Genomic DNA, 16719 nt, shown 5'->3' on the forward strand with positions numbered 1-16719 from the left:
AGCCATAGAAGCGTACGTTCGAATACCTAATACGGTATTAGGATGGCGTATCAGTCAAAGGCTCAGATTTAAATATACATTTGTGAATACCACGAACAAGATGAAGACCAGTGTCAGTAGCAACGGTAGAGAGACTGCAACCACCGGTCAGGAACCCGAACACCGCCCGGAGATAGAGTTCTCGGGACTGCGAAAGAGTTTCCGGAACGGCGACGAGACGCTGACGGTGTTTTCGGACCTCTCCTTTAGCATCACGCAGGGGTCGTTCACCTCTATCATGGGGCCCTCGGGCTGTGGGAAATCGACGCTCATGAACGTCATCGCCGGTCTGCTGGAACCCGACGAGGGCACTATCCACCGGGACGGCGTGGAGATTCAACCGGGCAACTTCTTCTATGGCTACGTCTTCCAGGAGCCCCGGCTGCTGGACTGGCGTACCGTCGGGGAGAACATCGCCTTCGCGCTCGAGGGCAAGGGCATCCCGCCGGAAGAACACGAGGCGCGTATCGAGCGGTATCTCGAGATGGTCGGGCTGGCCGACGAGGCCGACAGCTACCCACAGCAGCTCTCCGGCGGGATGCGCCAGCGGGTCGGTATCGCGCGGGCGCTCGCCATCGACCCCGACATCCTCCTGATGGACGAACCGTTCAGCAGTCTCGACGAGTTCACCGCCAAGGAGCTCCGTCAGGACCTGCTACAGATATGGAAGGAGACGGGCAAGACCATCGTCTTCGTCACCCACAACAGCAGCGAGGCCGTCTTCCTCTCGGACACGGTGTTGATACTGGACGGCGAGGGGGACCTCTTCGACCACGTCTCCATCGACGCGCCCCGTCCGCGCGAGGTCGGTGACAAAGCGCTGGTCGAGACCGAATCACGGCTCATGAATCGCTTCTTCACCCACCTGGACGGCAGCGACGAATGAACCGGACGTACCGGTTTGGCGTCTCCGTCGTCGCCCTGCTGGTCGCGTGGGTCGGGCTCTCGATGGTCGACCCGGAGCTGTTCCCGGCGCCGTGGGCCGTCGCGGTACTGGCCGTCGAGTTGACGCTGTACGGCGACGTGGGGGGGCAGTCGGCGCTGTACCACGTCGGCATCACGTTCGGGCGGGTCCTGCTGGCGACCGGTATCGCGCTCGCGCTCGCGGTCGGCATCGGCATCGCGATGCGCGTCGACGAGGACATCGCCCGCGTCTTCGAGACGTGGCTCCCCATCTGGATGACGCCGCCCGACGTGGTGGTCATCCTCATCGTCATGGTGTTGCTTGGGTTCAACACCGTCGCTATCGTGGCGGCGGTGAGTTTCGTCTGTACGCCCTTCGCCCTCGTCTCCATCTGGGAGGGGATGCAGGACCTCGACCCGAACCTCGTCGAGATGGCCCACACGTTCGACGCCGACCGCGCGCTGCTGTGGCGGTCGGTCTACCTCCCGCATCTGACCTCGTACGTCTTCGCCTCCCTGCGGAACCTCTTTGGCATGACCTGGAAGGTGGCCGTCATCGGCGAGGTGTTCGGTATCACGAACGGCGTCGGCGCGCGCATCCGCTACTGGTTCCTCCAGAGCAACGTCGAGGAGGTCGTCGCCTACGCCGCGATGTTCACCGTCGTCGTCCTGCTCATCGAGTACGCCGTGTTGAAACCGCTCGAACAGCGGGCCTTCGCGTGGCGAGCGTGACTGCCGTGTCACTCGCTGGTCGGACCGCCCGGTTCACCCGCTCTCATACCCCTCCATCGCAGTATCAATGACCACCTCTATCACCGAACTGACCGTCGCACAGACCCACGAACGATTCGAACGCGGCGACCTCACGAGCGAGGCGCTGGTCGAGCGGTATCTCGACCGCATCGCGGCCTACGACGACGCGGGGCCCGCTCTCGGCGCCGTCATCACCGTCAACGACGGCGCCGTGGCCCGGGCCCGCGAACTCGACGCGGCCTTCGACGCCGACGGACCGGTGGGCCCGCTCCACGGCGTGCCCGTCCTGCTGAAAGACCAGATACAGACGGCCGACACCGCGACGACCTATGGCTCCGAGGCGTTCGCCGGGTTCGTCCCCGACGCGGACGCCGAACTCGTGACCCGACTCCGCGAGGCCGGCGCCGTCGTCCTCGCGAAGACCAACATGCCCGACTGGGGGTCGGGATTCGTCGGCTACTCCTCCGTTGCCGGACAGACGAAGAATCCCTACGCCCTCGACCGGGACTCCGGGGGCTCCAGCGCCGGCACCGGGGCCGGTGTCGCGGCGAACCTCGGGCTGGTGGGCGTCGGCTCCGACACGGGGGGCTCGGTCCGGGTCCCCTCGTCGTGCTGTAATCTCTACGGGATGCGAGTGACGACCGGACTGGTAAGTCGGGCTGGGATGTCGGCGATGATTTCCCGCCAGGACACGGCGGGCCCGATGGCGCGCACGCTCGACGACATGGTCCGGTTGCTGGACGTGCTCGTCGGCTACGACCCCGCTGACGCGGCGACCGCGGTGACGGTCCACAGCCGCGATTCGACCCCGTACAGCGACCGACTGGACCCGCAGGGCCTCGACGGGAAACGCATCGGCGTTCTTCGTGACGCCTTCGGGTCCTCGGAGGTCCCCACGGCCGACGCCGTGACGGCGGTCGTCGACGACGCCATCGACCGCATGGCGTCGGCCGGCGCCGACATCGTCGACCCGGTCGCTATCGAGGACCTGGCGGCCCACATCGACGGCACGTCGCTGTACGCCTACCAGGCCAGACACGACATCACCAGCTACCTCGCCGACCTGCCCGGCACACCGGTCGACTCCGTCGACGAACTGTACGACGGCGGCCACTTCCACGAGGCGCTGGAGCTGTTCTACAAGATAGCCGACGGCCCGGACGACCCCGACGACGACCCGGCCTACTGGGAGCGCGTGGCCGCCCAGGAGTCGTTCCGGCGGGCGATAGAGCGGACCCACGCCGAACACGACTTAGACGCCGTCGTCTTCCCCGACGTGCAGGTCGTCCCGCCCGAGTACGAGCGGTACTACTCCGGGGACGTGACGCGCGAGGAGTACAAGACGAACACGTTCATCGCCTCCCAGTCGGGCTGTCCCGGCCTGTCGATGCCGGCGGGCTTTACCGACGACGGCCTCCCGGTGGGTGTCGAACTGCTGGGCGTCCCCTACAGTGAACCGCGCCTGCTCGAACTGGCCGCTGGCTACGATAGCGTGACCGACGCCCGACGCCCGCCCGAGACGGCGCCGCCGCTCTAAGCACGTTGTCCAATACTATCAAAAACATCTACCTTTTTAGATATATGCCCATCTGTTATGTCTGGCTGCGCTGACTCTCCGTGCTTCGAGGAGAGAAACCGCCAGAACTCGCCCACGGAGGCGCTCTGTGACGTTTCAACCGCTACAACGAACGCGACACGTGTGGTACTAGGCCGACGCGAGAACAAGGTCGAAAAAACTCGCAAGAACGTCTGAAAAAGAGGTTGAGGCGGTCGATGTATCTTGCCACGCTCGGTCGAACGTCCTCGTCCGAGAATGGTGGGGAAAGTAACAAATCTAATAGCTACTCAAATAAACTGCATATCAGTAACACTACCGTCACGGTGACGCGATGTCGGAGTGTGCTCCCTGGCGGCGTCCTACAGCGAGTTGCTCGTCGCTCTCACGACTCGCCGTCTTCGACCCCGTACGTCTGCAACCCCCTCGCGCTGGCGACGAAGACCCGGCCCGCGGCGACGACCGGCGAGGCGTACGCCGAGACGTGGCCCGACGGGGCCTCCCAGCGCGTCCGGTCGGGACCGAACAGCCCGCCGGTCTCGCGGCGGAACGCGCGGAGGTCGCTCGACGCGACGACGACGCTGTCGTCGGTGACGACGGGCGCGGCGGTCCCCTCGCTCGGGAGGTGGACCTGCCAGTTCGTCTCGCCGGTCGCCCCGTCGAGTTCGTGGAGGTCACCGGCGACGACGTAGACGTCGCCCGCATCGACGGCCGCGGCGGCCCGGCTGTGGAGGTCCCGGCGCCAGCGGACCTCGCCGTCGGGCGTGACGGCGACGATTTCTTGCCACCCGGTCTGGACGACGCCGCCGTCGTCGACGACCGACGCCGCGTAGGGCGTATCGACGGCGACGCGCCAGCGTTCCGTCCCGGTCTCGCGGTCGAGTTTCACGAGCGCGTCCCGGTCGGGGACGTAGACGCCGTCGGCGGTGACGGCGGGCGGGACCTGTGTCGCGGTGCTGTCCCCGAGGTTGTACTCGTCGTAGACCAGCGGGTCGAGCGGCCGTCGCCACCGCTCCGTGCCGTCCGCCCCGAGCCGGACACAGGCGGTCGCGCTCCGAGCGTAGCAGTCGCCGTCGGCGACGGTGACGCCGTAGGGCTGTTCGCCGCCGACGCGGAACGTATCGAGGACGGCGCCGTCGGCGAGCGACAGTACGGTCACGACCGCCCGCCGCTGGTCTCCGTCGTCAGCCCCTGGGTCGGCGGTCGTCGGGACGTAGAGCCGGGCCTGCTGGGGGTCTACCGCCGGGACGCCGAAAGCCTCGCCGCCGAGGTCCCGGGACCACTGCTCGGTGCCGTCGACCGCGTAGGCGACGACGCGCCGGTCGGTCGCGAAGTACGCGACGCCGTCGTGGACGACCGGGGGCATGTACGCCCAGTTGGCCGGTTCGAGGAGTTCGTTCGTCTCGGGCTCCGGGGCGCCGCCGGCGACCCGGTTCGCGTTCGCCGGGCCGTTGCCGAACGACCGCCAGTCGCCGTCGTGGAACGCCGCGGTGTCGTCGCCGAGGGCGTCACAGCCGGCGAGCGACCCGGTGAGTGCGGTGCCGAGGGCGGCGAGGACCGTCCGGCGCGACGGCTGCCACCGGGCGGGCTCGGCGTCGGCGGATGGCGGGCTGGATGGCGTATGCGGGGCGGGCACAGTGTCACCGTCAGGCGCCCGGAACAAAGCAGTTCCCGTCGCTTCGGTCACGATTTGACCGACGGTCGGTCGGGTGTCGTCGCCTTACTGCTCGGCCGCGGTTGGCGACGGGTCCTCGATGAACTCGCCGACCGCTGGGAGGACGCGGTCGGGCGCCTCGGCCGGGCCGCCGTGGCCGACGCCGTCGAACTCCACGAACCGACTCTCCGGAACGGCGTCGTGGACGGCCCGAATCCCGTCCCTGAGGTGTGGCGGTCCCTCGGTGCCGGTCAGCAGGAGCACCGGTGCGTCGATGTCGAGCGTCTCCGGGAGCCGGTACCCCTCGATAGCCCGGTTTATCCGGGCGATGTTCTCGGTCAGCGCGACGATGTCGGGCCAGGGCGGCCACTCGGCGAGCCACGCGTCGAGGTCGTCGACGTCGCCGCCGTGCATGACCTCGCGGACGTAGTGTCTCATCGCTGCCCGGCGCTCGCCCGCGTCGATGTGCGCTTGCATCTGGGCCGCGAGGTCGGCCTGTTCACGGTACTCGCCGACGAGGACGGCCGGTTCGTAGGCGATGCAGCCGGCGAGCGGGGTCTGTCGGGCCGTCTCCAGGGCCAGCAGGCCGCCAAAGGAGTGGCCGAACAGCGTCACATCGCCGCCGACCGCCTCGACGACCGCCTGCACGTCTTCGACGCCCCGGTCGAGGCTGTACTCGTCGCTGTCGCCGCTGGCGCCGACGCCGCGTCGATGGGGCACGACGACGCTGTACTCGTCGGCGAGGCAGGGGACGACCGGCTGCCAGTACGCCGGGGCGGAACCGCCGTGCAGCAGGACGAGCGGCCGTCCGTCGCCGTGTCGTTCGTACGCGATACTGGTCCCGTCCGCCGAGGTGACTGTCTGCATGCGTCGGGTGGTCGCCCCCGCCCGCCGAACGCCTGACTCTCAGCCGTTCGGGCCTTTATGTACTCCCGGCCGGCAGCGGTGGCCAGGTCGTCGCGACCTCCTCCTCGATGAGTTCGGTCTGTGCCCGGCGGAGCCGCTCGGAGGCCGACGAGGCGGCGATGTCCAGCTCCGCGGCGACGTCCTCCAGGGAGGCCCGCCGCGGGATATCGAAGTAGCCCAGTTCGTAGGCGGTCCGCAGCGCCTCGTGCTGGCGGTCGGTGAGCCCGTCGCCCGCCGGTTCGGCCTCGCCGTCGCGGGTCAGCCGTGCCAGCCGGAACGTGACGTGGGCCCCCCAGAACGTCGAGAACTGCCGGAACGCCTCGCGGTCGGCGAACCAGCCGGTCTGTCGCCAGCCGTACGGACACACCTCGATGCGCTCGATGATGGCGTCGGCCGTCGCGAGCGCCTCGAGGCCGTCGAGGTCGTCTACGTACCTGCCGAGCTGTTCCTCGAGACTCAGCGCGGGGCGGGCCTGATAGCGGCGCGTCTCGCCGGCCCGGCCGACGAGGGCCCACTCGGCGACGTCGTAGGCGTCCGCGAGCGCATCCGCTATCGCCGACCGCGACCCGCCGGTCACGGTGACGAGAAAGAGCGGCCGTCGACCGTGGTTGTACTGCAGTTCGAGCACCAGCGACGCCTCGGGCAGCGACCGCGCCACCTCGACCAGCGGGAGCCCGTCGCAGTGGATGTCGAATTCGGCGACCAGTCCCATAGGCCGCCGTCTCGGCCGACGGTAAAGGGCGTGTCGCCCTCACAGCGCGAGGACGTCGAGACCCACCAGCGGACGACTGCCGCGAGCGGCGACTGGCCCAGCCTCCGGCGCCGACGTCAGCCGTCCAAGTCGTCCTTGAGCGCTTCGAGCCGGGACTGCACGTCCCAGACGTCCTGGGTCAGCTCCTCAATCGGCGCACTGACGTCGTCCTCGGCGCTCTCCGTGGCGGCGGTCCACAGGAGGTCTTCGGCGTCGTCGAGATACCCCTCTGCCAGTTCGAGCGCTCGAAGTACATCCGATTCAGACGATGGCGGGTCCCCCATGAACAGTACAGTGTCCTCCGTCGTCATGACAGTTCAGGTAGGCCCGATATTTGTCGCAGCCTGCGGGTGCTGCGGTCGGTCGGCACCCCCTCACTCCGACGCTGGCTCCCTGACCGTAACAACGGGGACGGGGACGGAGCGGACGGCCTTCTCGGCGACGCTGCCCAGCAGAATCCGGTCGGTCCCGCGCCGGCCGGTCGTCCCCATCACCACGGCGTCGACGTCGTTGGCCTCGACGCAGGCGAGAATCCCTTCGACCGGGCTGCCGTGTTCGACGTGCTCGACGACCGACCCGAGGTCGTACGCCTCGGCCGCGGCCACCACGTCGGCGACGGCGTCGCGGGCGGGCGCCTCGACGGCGCCACTCGACCGGACGTCGACGCCGAGCGCGGCGTCGTCGACGACGGAGAGGGCGTGGACGGTCGCGCCGAGCGCCGACGCGAGCGCGAGTCCGTGTTCGGCCGCGTGGGCGGCCCCCGCGCTGCCGTCGGTCGGGATGAGGATGTCCTCGTAGGGGAACCGGAGCTGGTCGTCGGCGTGCGTCCGCGCCGTCAACACCGGCACGTCGGAGAGCCGGACCACTTTCTCGGTGACGCTGCCGACGAGATAGCGCGAGACGCCGTCGCGCCCGTGTGTCGGCATCACGACCAGGTCGTGGTCGTAGCGCTCGGCGTAGTCGGCTATCGTCGGCGCCGGGTTGCCCTGGACCACGTCCGTCCGGTAGTCGACGCCGAGCGACTGGAGGACCCCCTCGGCCTCGGCGACGACGTCCTCGCCCCGCCGGACCAGCGCGTCGACCGCCCGCCCGTCGACGACGGTGACCGAGTCACGCGTCGTGTCCGCGACGAAGAGGACGTGCACTGTGGCGTCGTCCCAGTTGGCGAGTTCGGCGGCGTGATGCAGGACCGCGGCTGCGCCCGCGCTCCCGTCGAACGGGAACAGCACGTCCTCGTACATGCCCGGACCTACGGCGGGACGCCGCTAATGGTTTTGCCTCCGTGGACAGCTTATAAGCCAACGCTGGACGGAGTATCCGTACGGCCGACCGATGTCTACAGACAGCCCTTCCACCGAGGCGGACAGCCACACAGACGACAGCCGCCCCATGTCCAGCGCGGACATCGCCGACATCTACGACGAGATGGCCGAGCGCTACGACCGGTGGGACTGGGCCAACCGGCTGTTCAGCGGCCCGCTCCGGAAGCGCGCGTTCGGTGACGCCCGGGGTCGGGTGCTCGACGTCGCCTGCGGGACGGGGACGAACTTCCGGTATCTGCCCCCCACCGTCCAACTGGTCGGCGTCGACGTCAGCGCCGAGATGGTCGAGGCGGCGCGGGCCGAACTCGACGCCCTCCGCCGGGGCGGGACGGTGTATCGGATGGACGCGGCGGAGCTGGCGTTCCCCGACGACAGCTTCGATACGGTCGTCTCCGCGCTCTCGACGTGTACGTTCCCCGACCCGGTCGCGGCCCTCGACGAGATGGCGCGGGTCTGTCGCCCCGACGGCCGGGTGCTCCTGCTGGAACACGGTCGTAGCGACGTCGAACTCGTCGGTCGGTTCCAGGACTGGCGCGCCGACGCCCACTACGAGCAACACGGCTGTCGGTGGACCCAGGACCCGCTCGCGCACTTCGAGGGGACGGACCTGACCGTCGTCGACAGCGAGGCGTTCTTCCTGGGGATGGTCACGCTCGTCGAGGCGCGACCGGTGGGGTGACGCCCGAGCCGTCGGGTCAGTACGAGCGCCGAGGCCAGCGCTCTCGCGCACTCGTCACCGCCCCAGAACAGATGGCCTCACCGCTCGATGTGTGGGGGAGCGCCGCTCTCCGCGTCGTACTTCGTCTCGAACTCCCGAACGAGTTGCCCCATCTTGGCGTACCAGTCGTTCAGCAGTCGCTGCATGTCCCCGGCGATTCGCGACGGGTCCGTCGGCCGGTAGACGTGGTAGTACCCGCCCTGGTCGTAGTTTCGCTGTTCCTTCTGGACGAACCCCGCCCGGAGTAGCCGCTGGACCGCCCGGTAGGCGGTCGACCGCTCGCGGTCGACGGCGTCGGCGACCTCGTCGACGGTGAGCGGTTCGTCGGCGTCGACGACCGCCTGGAAACACGCCCTGTCGAGCCGTCCGAGGCCGTGGAAACACTCCAGCAGTCCCTCACACTCCATCTCTTCCTGTAGTTGTTCGGCCATCGAGTCCGGCATCGGTACGGCCGAACGGAGGCGCCGCGGCGAGAAAAGATTTGCGTGATTTATACAATCGCATGCGGACGACGCCTCACGCGGGGCGCTCCCGGCGCGGCGAACCGACCGAACTCACTCCGTTTGCTCGACCGGGCAGGTGTTGGTGCCCAGCACCGAGTACAGGCCACAGACGCCCACCAGACCGGTCACGAGCAGTATCACTGCACCAAGTCCCAGCACGAGCGCGACCAGTGGTGAAAGCTGGAGTGCGCCCGCGAGCACTGCAATCGCGACCACTCCCGCGATAGTGCCGAGTGCGACTCTGATGCGCCTGTCCGTCGTCCCGACGTTTCGCTCCATACCGTCACTCGGTGTTGTAGCTACAATATAGTTGCTATTGTACAATACACTCACTACAACCTGTCTCTCAGCTGTAGCTGTCGACGAGCGAGCGCAGGCGGGACTCCTGCTGGACACCCACCAGCCGTTCGACGGGTTCACCGTCCGCGAACAGCAACAGCGTGGGGACGCTCCGGACGCCGTACTGGGTCGCGAGCCCCTGATTCGCGTCGATATCGACTTTCGCCACGGTGGCGTCGGTCCCGGCCGCGACCCGCTCGACGATGGGTTCGAGCTGTTTACACGGGCCACACCAGTCGGCGTAGAAGTCCACCAGCACGACTCCGTCGCCGACAGCGTCCTGGAACGCCTGGACGCCGTCGATGTGGACCGGCTCGCCCGGGGACGCCCGGCGCTGGTCGCCCTCGTCCGTCTGCCGCTCGCCGTTCCGGAGCGCGTCCATCTTCTGCTGTCGTATCTCTTCTAGTTCGTCGCTCATCGGATGGACACACGCGCTCCGTCGGTTTAGTTGTTTTGCAGAGATTGCACAATACTACCGGACGCCGACCCGCGTCCGGCGTCGCGACGGGGTCGCCACCCACCCAGTCGGGGCGCAGTCCGCCGGACACTCGGGGTGGCCACCGGGGCCGCATGCGCCAGGACTATTGTGCCGAGAAAATAATTCCACACTGACATGTGTGCTCTGACCGACGCCGCTGTCGTGCGTTCACACCTCGCGGGGTCCAGTTTCGGAGGGGAGACGAGCGCATGACGACGGTCACGCTGGCCGCCGACGCACTGCTGCTACAGTCAGGCGGCGCGGCCGGCCTGCTCTCGAACCCGTGGTTCTACGCGGTGTTCTCGGCGGTGTCGCTCGTCGTCGGCGCGGCGGTCGGCATCTGGGTCAGCCCGGAGCAACGGTGGCAGGCGGCGTTGCTTGCCGTCGGCGGCGGGTCGCTCATCGTCTCGCTGGCCTTCGAACTGTACGACCCCGCCGTCAGGACCATCGGCAAGTGGCCGGCGTCGGGATACTTCGTCGTCGGCGTGGCCGTCTTCGGCGGTCTCGACATCTTCATCGACCGCCGCTCGGCCGACGAGACCGAGGAGATGGGCTGGGGGCTGTGGGCCAGCGTCACGACCGACGGGATTCCCGAGAACGCCGCCATGGGGTCGTTGCTGGTCGGCAACGTCAGCGGTGCGCTGGCGTTCCTGTTCGCGCTCAGCGTCACGAACACCTCCCAGTCCATGATGTCGGGGACGAACATGACCCAGAACCACGGCGAGTGGCGAACCATGGGCGCGTGGCTCGTCACCGCCGTCGTCGTCGGTGCCGCGGTCCTGCTCGGGTACTGGGTCCTGCCGCCCCTGCCGGAGTACTGGGTCGCCAGCATTCGGGCGTTCGCGGGCGGTGCCATCCTCGCGTCGCTCGCGGGCGAAATCTACCCCGACGCCTACGAGGAGGCGGGGCCCTACATCACGCTGGCGACGGCCGTCGGCTTCCTCGGTACGTTCCTGCTGTGACCGTCGGCGCGTGACTCGTCGCCCGCGCGTCGCTTGACGGCGATTCGATACGCCGTCGCGGGGCTAAACACTACCCGCGAGAAAGGTAACTTTTCCAATAGTTAGAGGGCCGTCGACGCCCTACTGGGCCGTATGGCATCTCGGAGCGCAACCATGTCACGTCGGGCGTTTCTACTGGGCGCGACGGCGACCACTGCGACTGGCACCGCGGCCGCACAGGAAGGGACGCCCACGGCGGGTGGCACCGCGGCAGGGACCGAGGGCGGCGCCACTGGAACCGACGCCGGGTCACCCGGCGGCGACGGCGGGGGCGGCGGTGGTGGCCCGCCGGACTTCGGCGGCTTCCTGGACGACGCCGGTAACTTCGACGGGACCGTCGTCGACGCCCGCGGACAGGACTCGGTGACGGTGGCGGTCGGCGCGCAGGGCAACGGCGGCGCCTTCGCCTTCGACCCGCCGGCGGTCCACGTGGACAACGGCGCGACCGTCCAGTGGGAGTGGACCGGCAACGGCGGCGGCCACAACGTCGTTCAGGAGGGGGGCGACACCCTCGACTCGGGCGAACCGGTCGCCAGCGCGGGCATCAACTACGAGAACACCTTCGACACCGACGGCATCTACAACTACATCTGCGAGCCCCACGTGAGCCTGGGGATGAAAGGCTCCGTCGTCGTCGGGACCGACTACCCGACCGAAAGCAGCGGCGGCGGTGGCGGCGGGGACGACCAGCCACAGGTCCCCGACAGCGCGAAGACGCTCGGCATCGCGACGACCGTCGTGATGCTCGCGACGCTCGGGCTGACGTACGTGTTCATGCGTTACGGCGGCGACTACGAGATGCCCGAGGGCGAGTGAGGCGGTCGCCGTCGAGGCGATTCGCTTCGCTCATCGCCTCGCTACTCCGACGACTCGGACCCCGACGCCGGCGGGCGCGGCAGCGCGACGAACTGCGTCAACACCGGGCTGAACGGGTCGTAGACGGACTGGTGGCACTGGCAGTAGATGTCGTTCTCGGCGTTGAACGCGGCGCTGCCGGCCTGGGTCTTCCACCCCGGGACACAGCAGAAGTGCGTGCACTTGTTGAGCCAGGCGATGAACCCCTCCGGCGCCGCCGCCGAGATGAACTGCCGGACCGACCCGGGGAGGTCGCCGTACTCGCCCTCGCCGGCGGCCATCTGCCTGACCCGCTCCGAGCGGATGAGCTGGACCGGGATGGACTGGCTCGCGCCCTCGGAGCGCCACGTCGCGCTGGCGGGTTTGCCCAGGCCAGAGCGGCCGATACCGTTCCCCCACTCCTCGTAGTCGTCGAACATGTCGACGGTCAGCGGCGCGCCCTGTTCGACGTCGTTCTGCCAGTCGTAGCTTCCCGGACTGCTCCGGAACGTGTTGTCCTGGTCTGCCTGTGGGCGAATCCCCGGCGCGGTCTGGATGCCACAGTACTGGAACCACGCCGAGGAGTAGTCGATACCGCTCCCGCCGAAGTTCTTCGCGCGGGCGACGCGCGCCTCGGGGTCGTACTCCGGCCAGACGCCCGTGAGCTGGCCGTCCTGTATCTCGATGGGGATGATGGGCATCCCGCGGGGCGCCGGGCCGTCGATGTTCTCGACGCCGAGGAACTCCGTCGTCCCGCCGCCTTCGCCCGAGGGGTCGGTGAGCGTATCGACCGCGGCCGCGCCGCCCGCGCCGATACCCGCCAGGGCCGCGCTCCCGACGACGCCCGTGACGAACCGCCGTCGCCCCGACTCTTCGGGGTACTTGTCCTCGTCTAGTGGCATGGTGTGTGCATGTCGGGTCCGCGGTGGTCACTGCGTCCGGGCGCGCTGTCGACCGTCGCTCGCGCCGTCTCGCCGCTCCGCTCACCGACCCGTCCCGCGCTCGCGCCGTCCGTTGCTGTCCCACCCGCTGTCCGGCTGTGTTCCGGTCGAGACATGGGGGGAGCGGCTACGGGCTCGGGCGGTATAGTTTCAACGCTCTAACAACTATGTCCTGACAGGTCCGGGCCGTCGACCCGCTCAGGCGTCGGTCGTTCCGGAGCGAAACACCTGTTGGAACACCGCCAGCTCGGCCTTCCGCAGGTGCTGGTGGAACGTCGGCGGGGCGATGGAGAGCGACGAGGCGACCTGCTCGCCGGAGGCGGCCCGCGGCCACTCGAAGAAGCCGGCGTGGTAGGCCGTCTCGAGGGCGGTCCGTTGTCGGTCTGTGAGGTCCGCGAGCAACTCCGCCCCCATCCGGTCGGCCGGGTCTCGCGTCTTGGTCATCTGCTCGCGTCTGCGCAGCTGGACCGACGGATAGGCGCGCTCGATGGGGTCGACGACCTGCCGGACGGCCACGCTCGTCGGGACGTGAACCGTCATCCGGTAGTCGCCGTCCTCGATGACGGCCCGCTCGACGGCGCCGCCGACAGAGGCGATGGCCGACAGCATCGGTGGGTCCGTGAGCCGGAGCTCGAAGGTCGCCTCGCCGTCGCTCACGCCGTGGACCGTCAGCGCCTCCCAGGGGGGTACCGCGTCGACGAGCGTCCGCAGCCACCCGACGGCGTCGTCGGTCGCGCTCCCGTAGATGATGAATTCGCCGTCGCCGACCGATATCGTGTGGTCCAGCTGCGCCCGGCCCGGCAGTTCCTCGCCGTCCATGGCCGCCGCGAACACGTCCGGAACGACGAGCTGTAACTCGACGACCTCGTCGGACAGCAGCGCCTGTTTCCGCTCCGCGGCCGCGATGGCGTGGCCGACGATGTCGCCGAGCTGAGCGATGACCGCCTGCTCTTGCCCCTCGAACGCGTTCTGCCGGTCGGCGTAGACGTTCAGCGTCCCGTACACCGTCCCGTCGTGGCCGATGGGGATGGCGGCCGCGGACTCGACGTCGTGTGCGGCGCCGTGGTCGCGCCAGGGCCCGTACTGGTCGTCGCTGACCGTCGAGACGGTCTGTATCTCGCCCGTCCGGAAGGCCCGCCCCGCCGGCCCGTCGCCGTACTCGTCGTCGGGGTCGACAGAGACGACGATGTCGTCGAGGTATCCCGCGGCGCCGGCCTCGGTGCGGACCGACACCGTCTCGGCGTGGGCGTCGACCTCGCCGACCCAGGCGAACAGATACGACGCCGAGTCGGCGAGATACGTACACACCGCCGCCTCGATTTCCTCGCGAGTGGACTGCTCGATGACGGCGGCCGTCACCTCGCGGACGGCCTCGTTGAGGCTGTTGAGGGCGGCCAGCTGCTCGCGCTGGCGTTCGAGTTCGCGCTCGCGTTCGACGCGGTCGGTCACGTCGCGGACGACGCCGACCCGCTCGTGACCGCCGTCCGTTGTGAGCGTGTTGAACGTCGCTTCCGTCTCGACCGTCGAGCCATCGGGCCGCGACAGCGTCGCCTCGATGCTGGACGACTCACATTCGCCGGCTCGCAGTCTGGCGTCCATCTCGCGTGCCTGGGCTATCACATCCGGGTCGAGGACGCCGCTCTCGACCAGCCAGCCCGCCTTCCGACCGACCAGTTCCGTCGACGGAAAACCAATCATCTCTTTGTGTGCATCGTTGACGAAGGTGAACACGCCGTCCTCGGAGACGGTGTAGATACCGTCTTCGACGGTTTCGACGATGCTCTCGTAGCGTCTGAGCTCCCGCTCGCGCTTCCGGCGTTCGGTCACGTCGCGGACGACGCCGACGCTCCCGTACCCCTCGTCCCCGCGGTCGAACAGGGCGAAGCGCGCCTCGATGGGGACCGTCCCGCCGTCGGCGGTGGCGAGCTCGGCCTCCAGGGTCCCGACCGTTTCGTCGGACTCCAGCAGTTCGGCCCGGAGCGCGTCCCCGCGGTCCAGTCCGTCCTCGGGCGCGACCACGGACACGTGGGACCCGAGCAGCGCCTCGCGGTCGTACCCGGTCAGGTGGCAGTACGCGTCGTTGACGAGGACGAACTCTCGGTCCTCGTCGACGACGTAGACGCCGTCGCCGATGGTCTCGACGGCCCGCTCGTACTGTTCGAGTTCGCGCTCGCGCTCGCGGCGCTCGGTCACGTCGCGGAAGTACACCGAGAGGCCGCTCGCGGAGGGGTAGGCGTTGACCTCGAACCACGACTCGAGTGGCGGGTAGTACGTCTCGAACGTGACCGGCTCCTGTGTCTCCATCGCCCGCTCGTAGTTCCGCTGGACGTTCGTGTCAGTCGCTGCCTCGAACGCCTCCCAGATGTTCCGTCCGAGGATGTCACTGACGGGCCGGTCAACCAGACGAGTGGTCTGTTCGTTGACGTGCGTAATCCGCCAGTCGTCGTCGAGGGCGAAGAAGGCGTCGTCGATACGGTCGAACACCTCTCTGAGTTCGTCTTCGAGTTCGTCGCGGCGGCGCTCTAGCTGGTGCGCGGTCCGCTTGAGTTCGGTGACGTCCTCGCCGGCGACGACGACCCGCTCCAGCGCGCCAGAATCGTCGACCAGCGGCGCGGCGCTGACGCGCACCCAGCGCCGGTCGTCCGCGGGTGTGTCGTGGCCGACGAGCCGCTCCGAGACGGGCTCGCCGGTCGAAAGCACTGTCCTGGCCGGGTGGTCGGCCGTGTCGAGGGGCGTCCCGTCCTCGTCGTAGAACTGGTAGTCGGTCAGGTCGAAGTCCGACCCCTCGTCCGCTTCGAGGCCGAACATCTCCCGGCCCTCCGAGTTCATCCGGTCGAGCGAGCCGTCGGTGTCGAAGATGGCCAGCCGTACCGGCGCCGTCTCGAACAGCCGGGCGGTGAGGTCGCGCTCGCGGCGCAGCGCCTGTTCGCGCTCGCGGCGCTCGGTCATGTCGCGGGTAACCTTCGCGTACCCCTCCAGTTCGCCGTCGTCGTCCCGGATGGCGGTGATAGTCACGGTCGCCCAGAACCGCGACCCGTCCGCGGCCACGCGCCACCCCTCGGCTTCGACGGTGCCCTGCTCGGCGGCGGTCGCGAGGGTCTGCTCGGGGACGCCCGCCTCGCGGTCCGCGGCCGTGTAGAACGTCTCGACGTGTTCGCCGAGTATCTCGTCGGCGTCGTACCCCTTGATCTGCTCCGCTCCGGTGTTCCAGGTCTCGACGTGCCCGTCTGGGTCCAGCTTACAGATGGCGTACTCCTCGACGGCCGTGACGAGCGACTCGAACTGCCGGTGTTCTTCCGCGAGTTCCAGTTGCGTTCGCTTGCGCTCGGTCACGTCGTAGTACAGTTCGACCCGTCCGCCGGCGAAGGCCCCGGACTCGATAGGTTCGCTCCGGTGTTCGAGCCAGCGCTCCTCGCGGCCCTCGCCCGCCGTCACGCGACACTCGAACTCCTCGCGGCCGGCGTCGCCCTCGTACAGCGAGACCACCGTCTCGGTGAACGCCGCGCCGTCGTCGACGGTCTCGGCGATGGTCTCCTCGACGAGTCGGCGCTTGTCCGCGCCGATGACGCGCTCCCGGTCGAGACCGAAGTAGCGTTCGGTGGCGGCGTTTATCCACCTGACCTCGTTCGTGCCGTCGAGGACGAAGACGCCGACGTCGGCTCCGTCGAGTACGTCGTCGACGAGCGACGTCGCCGCCGCGGGCCAGTCCACGTCGGCCCGAGCAGTAGAAGACGCTTTCCGCCACCAGACCCGCCCGCTCGACCCGACCTTCTTCGTCTCCAGACAGCCGTGGTCGACCAGGCGCTCCAGGCGCTCGTAGGCGCTGCGGCGGCCGAGTCCGACCCGGTCGGCGACCTCGCTCGTCGCCAGCGGCGCCCCGCCGACGTCGAAGAGGGATAACGTCTCCTGTAGGGTGTCGGTCAGCGGTTGCTGTGCCATTAGGCCACATATACTCGGCGTCGACAAGAACCCTCCGCCGCCGGAGGCAGAGAAATCGTCGTCTTCGGGTTCGAAGGCAACAC

16 protein-coding genes are annotated in these 16719 nt (G+C 68.6%); 6 read left to right on the forward strand and 10 right to left on the reverse strand.

Annotation, left to right across the window (positions count from 1 at the left end):
* The first annotated feature begins 100 nt into the window (after positions 1–100).
* The 3 genes from NDI86_RS11580 to NDI86_RS11590 all read left to right on the forward strand — a co-directional run bounded on the left by NDI86_RS11580 (position 101) and on the right by NDI86_RS11590 (position 3232).
* A complete protein-coding gene (locus NDI86_RS11580; RefSeq protein ID WP_310900583.1) occupies positions 101–925 on the forward strand; it encodes an ABC transporter ATP-binding protein in 825 nt (274 codons plus the stop codon).
* Positions 922–1674, forward strand: a complete 753-nt coding sequence (locus NDI86_RS11585) for an ABC transporter permease (RefSeq protein ID WP_310900584.1) — start codon at positions 922–924, stop codon at positions 1672–1674. The genes NDI86_RS11580 and NDI86_RS11585 overlap by 4 nt, the downstream gene beginning before the upstream one ends.
* A 67-nt stretch (positions 1675–1741) precedes the next feature.
* Entirely contained in the window at positions 1742–3232 is a 1491-nt protein-coding gene (locus tag NDI86_RS11590) for an amidase (RefSeq protein ID WP_310900585.1), read from the forward strand.
* Between the two features lie 403 nt (positions 3233–3635).
* Here the strand turns inward: NDI86_RS11590 and NDI86_RS11595 are convergent, their stop codons facing one another.
* The 5 genes from NDI86_RS11595 to NDI86_RS11615 all read right to left on the reverse strand — a co-directional run bounded on the left by NDI86_RS11595 (position 3636) and on the right by NDI86_RS11615 (position 7802).
* Complete coding sequence (locus NDI86_RS11595; protein ID WP_310900586.1) at positions 3636–4886, reverse strand: outer membrane protein assembly factor BamB family protein; 1251 nt, start codon at positions 4884–4886, stop codon at positions 3636–3638.
* A gap of 84 nt (positions 4887–4970) precedes the next feature.
* Positions 4971–5771 (reverse strand): alpha/beta fold hydrolase, encoded by an 801-nt coding sequence (locus NDI86_RS11600; protein WP_310900587.1) that lies wholly within the window; start codon positions 5769–5771, stop codon positions 4971–4973.
* A gap of 55 nt (positions 5772–5826) precedes the next feature.
* Positions 5827–6522, reverse strand: coding sequence for a helix-turn-helix domain-containing protein (locus NDI86_RS11605; protein WP_310900588.1), 696 nt, complete (start codon positions 6520–6522; stop codon positions 5827–5829).
* Between the two features lie 116 nt (positions 6523–6638).
* On the reverse strand, positions 6639–6845 hold the full coding sequence (locus NDI86_RS11610) for a hypothetical protein (protein ID WP_310900589.1): 207 nt from the start codon (positions 6843–6845) through the stop codon (positions 6639–6641).
* 90 nt (positions 6846–6935) lie between these two features.
* The gene (locus NDI86_RS11615; protein ID WP_310900590.1) at positions 6936–7802 is read right to left on the reverse strand and encodes a universal stress protein; all 867 of its coding nucleotides are present in this window, start codon (positions 7800–7802) and stop codon (positions 6936–6938) included.
* Between the two features lie 148 nt (positions 7803–7950).
* On the opposite strand from NDI86_RS11615, the gene NDI86_RS11620 reads away from it, so the two are divergent.
* A complete protein-coding gene (locus NDI86_RS11620; RefSeq protein ID WP_310900591.1) occupies positions 7951–8562 on the forward strand; it encodes a class I SAM-dependent methyltransferase in 612 nt (203 codons plus the stop codon).
* Positions 8563–8639: 77 nt separating this feature from the next.
* Here the strand turns inward: NDI86_RS11620 and NDI86_RS11625 are convergent, their stop codons facing one another.
* The 3 genes from NDI86_RS11625 to trxA all read right to left on the reverse strand — a co-directional run bounded on the left by NDI86_RS11625 (position 8640) and on the right by trxA (position 9861).
* Positions 8640–9044 carry a helix-turn-helix domain-containing protein gene (locus NDI86_RS11625; protein WP_310900592.1) on the reverse strand — a complete coding sequence of 135 codons (405 nt, stop codon included), beginning with the start codon at positions 9042–9044 and terminating at the stop codon, positions 8640–8642.
* 111 nt (positions 9045–9155) lie between these two features.
* Entirely contained in the window at positions 9156–9383 is a 228-nt protein-coding gene (locus NDI86_RS11630; RefSeq protein ID WP_310900593.1) for a YgaP family membrane protein, read from the reverse strand.
* 67 nt (positions 9384–9450) lie between these two features.
* Entirely contained in the window at positions 9451–9861 is a 411-nt protein-coding gene (gene trxA, locus NDI86_RS11635) for a thioredoxin (RefSeq protein WP_310900594.1), read from the reverse strand.
* 269 nt (positions 9862–10130) lie between these two features.
* On the opposite strand from trxA, the gene NDI86_RS11640 reads away from it, so the two are divergent.
* Both NDI86_RS11640 and NDI86_RS11645 read left to right on the forward strand, forming a co-directional pair.
* Positions 10131–10883 (forward strand): ZIP family metal transporter, encoded by a 753-nt coding sequence (locus NDI86_RS11640; protein ID WP_310900595.1) that lies wholly within the window; start codon positions 10131–10133, stop codon positions 10881–10883.
* Between the two features lie 132 nt (positions 10884–11015).
* Complete coding sequence (locus tag NDI86_RS11645) at positions 11016–11738, forward strand: halocyanin domain-containing protein (protein ID WP_417936266.1); 723 nt, start codon at positions 11016–11018, stop codon at positions 11736–11738.
* 41 nt (positions 11739–11779) lie between these two features.
* On the opposite strand, the gene NDI86_RS11650 is transcribed toward NDI86_RS11645, so the two are convergent.
* Positions 11780–12658: a ubiquinol-cytochrome c reductase iron-sulfur subunit gene (locus NDI86_RS11650; protein WP_310900597.1), complete on the reverse strand. Its 879-nt coding sequence runs from the start codon at positions 12656–12658 to the stop codon at positions 11780–11782.
* Between the two features lie 237 nt (positions 12659–12895).
* Positions 12896–16636 (reverse strand): PAS domain S-box protein, encoded by a 3741-nt coding sequence (locus NDI86_RS11655; RefSeq protein WP_310900598.1) that lies wholly within the window; start codon positions 16634–16636, stop codon positions 12896–12898.
* Positions 16637–16719: the final 83 nt, after the last annotated feature.

The sequence above is a fragment of the Haloarcula onubensis genome, assembly GCF_031624605.1.
GTDB lineage: Archaea > Halobacteriota > Halobacteria > Halobacteriales > Haloarculaceae > Haloarcula > Haloarcula onubensis.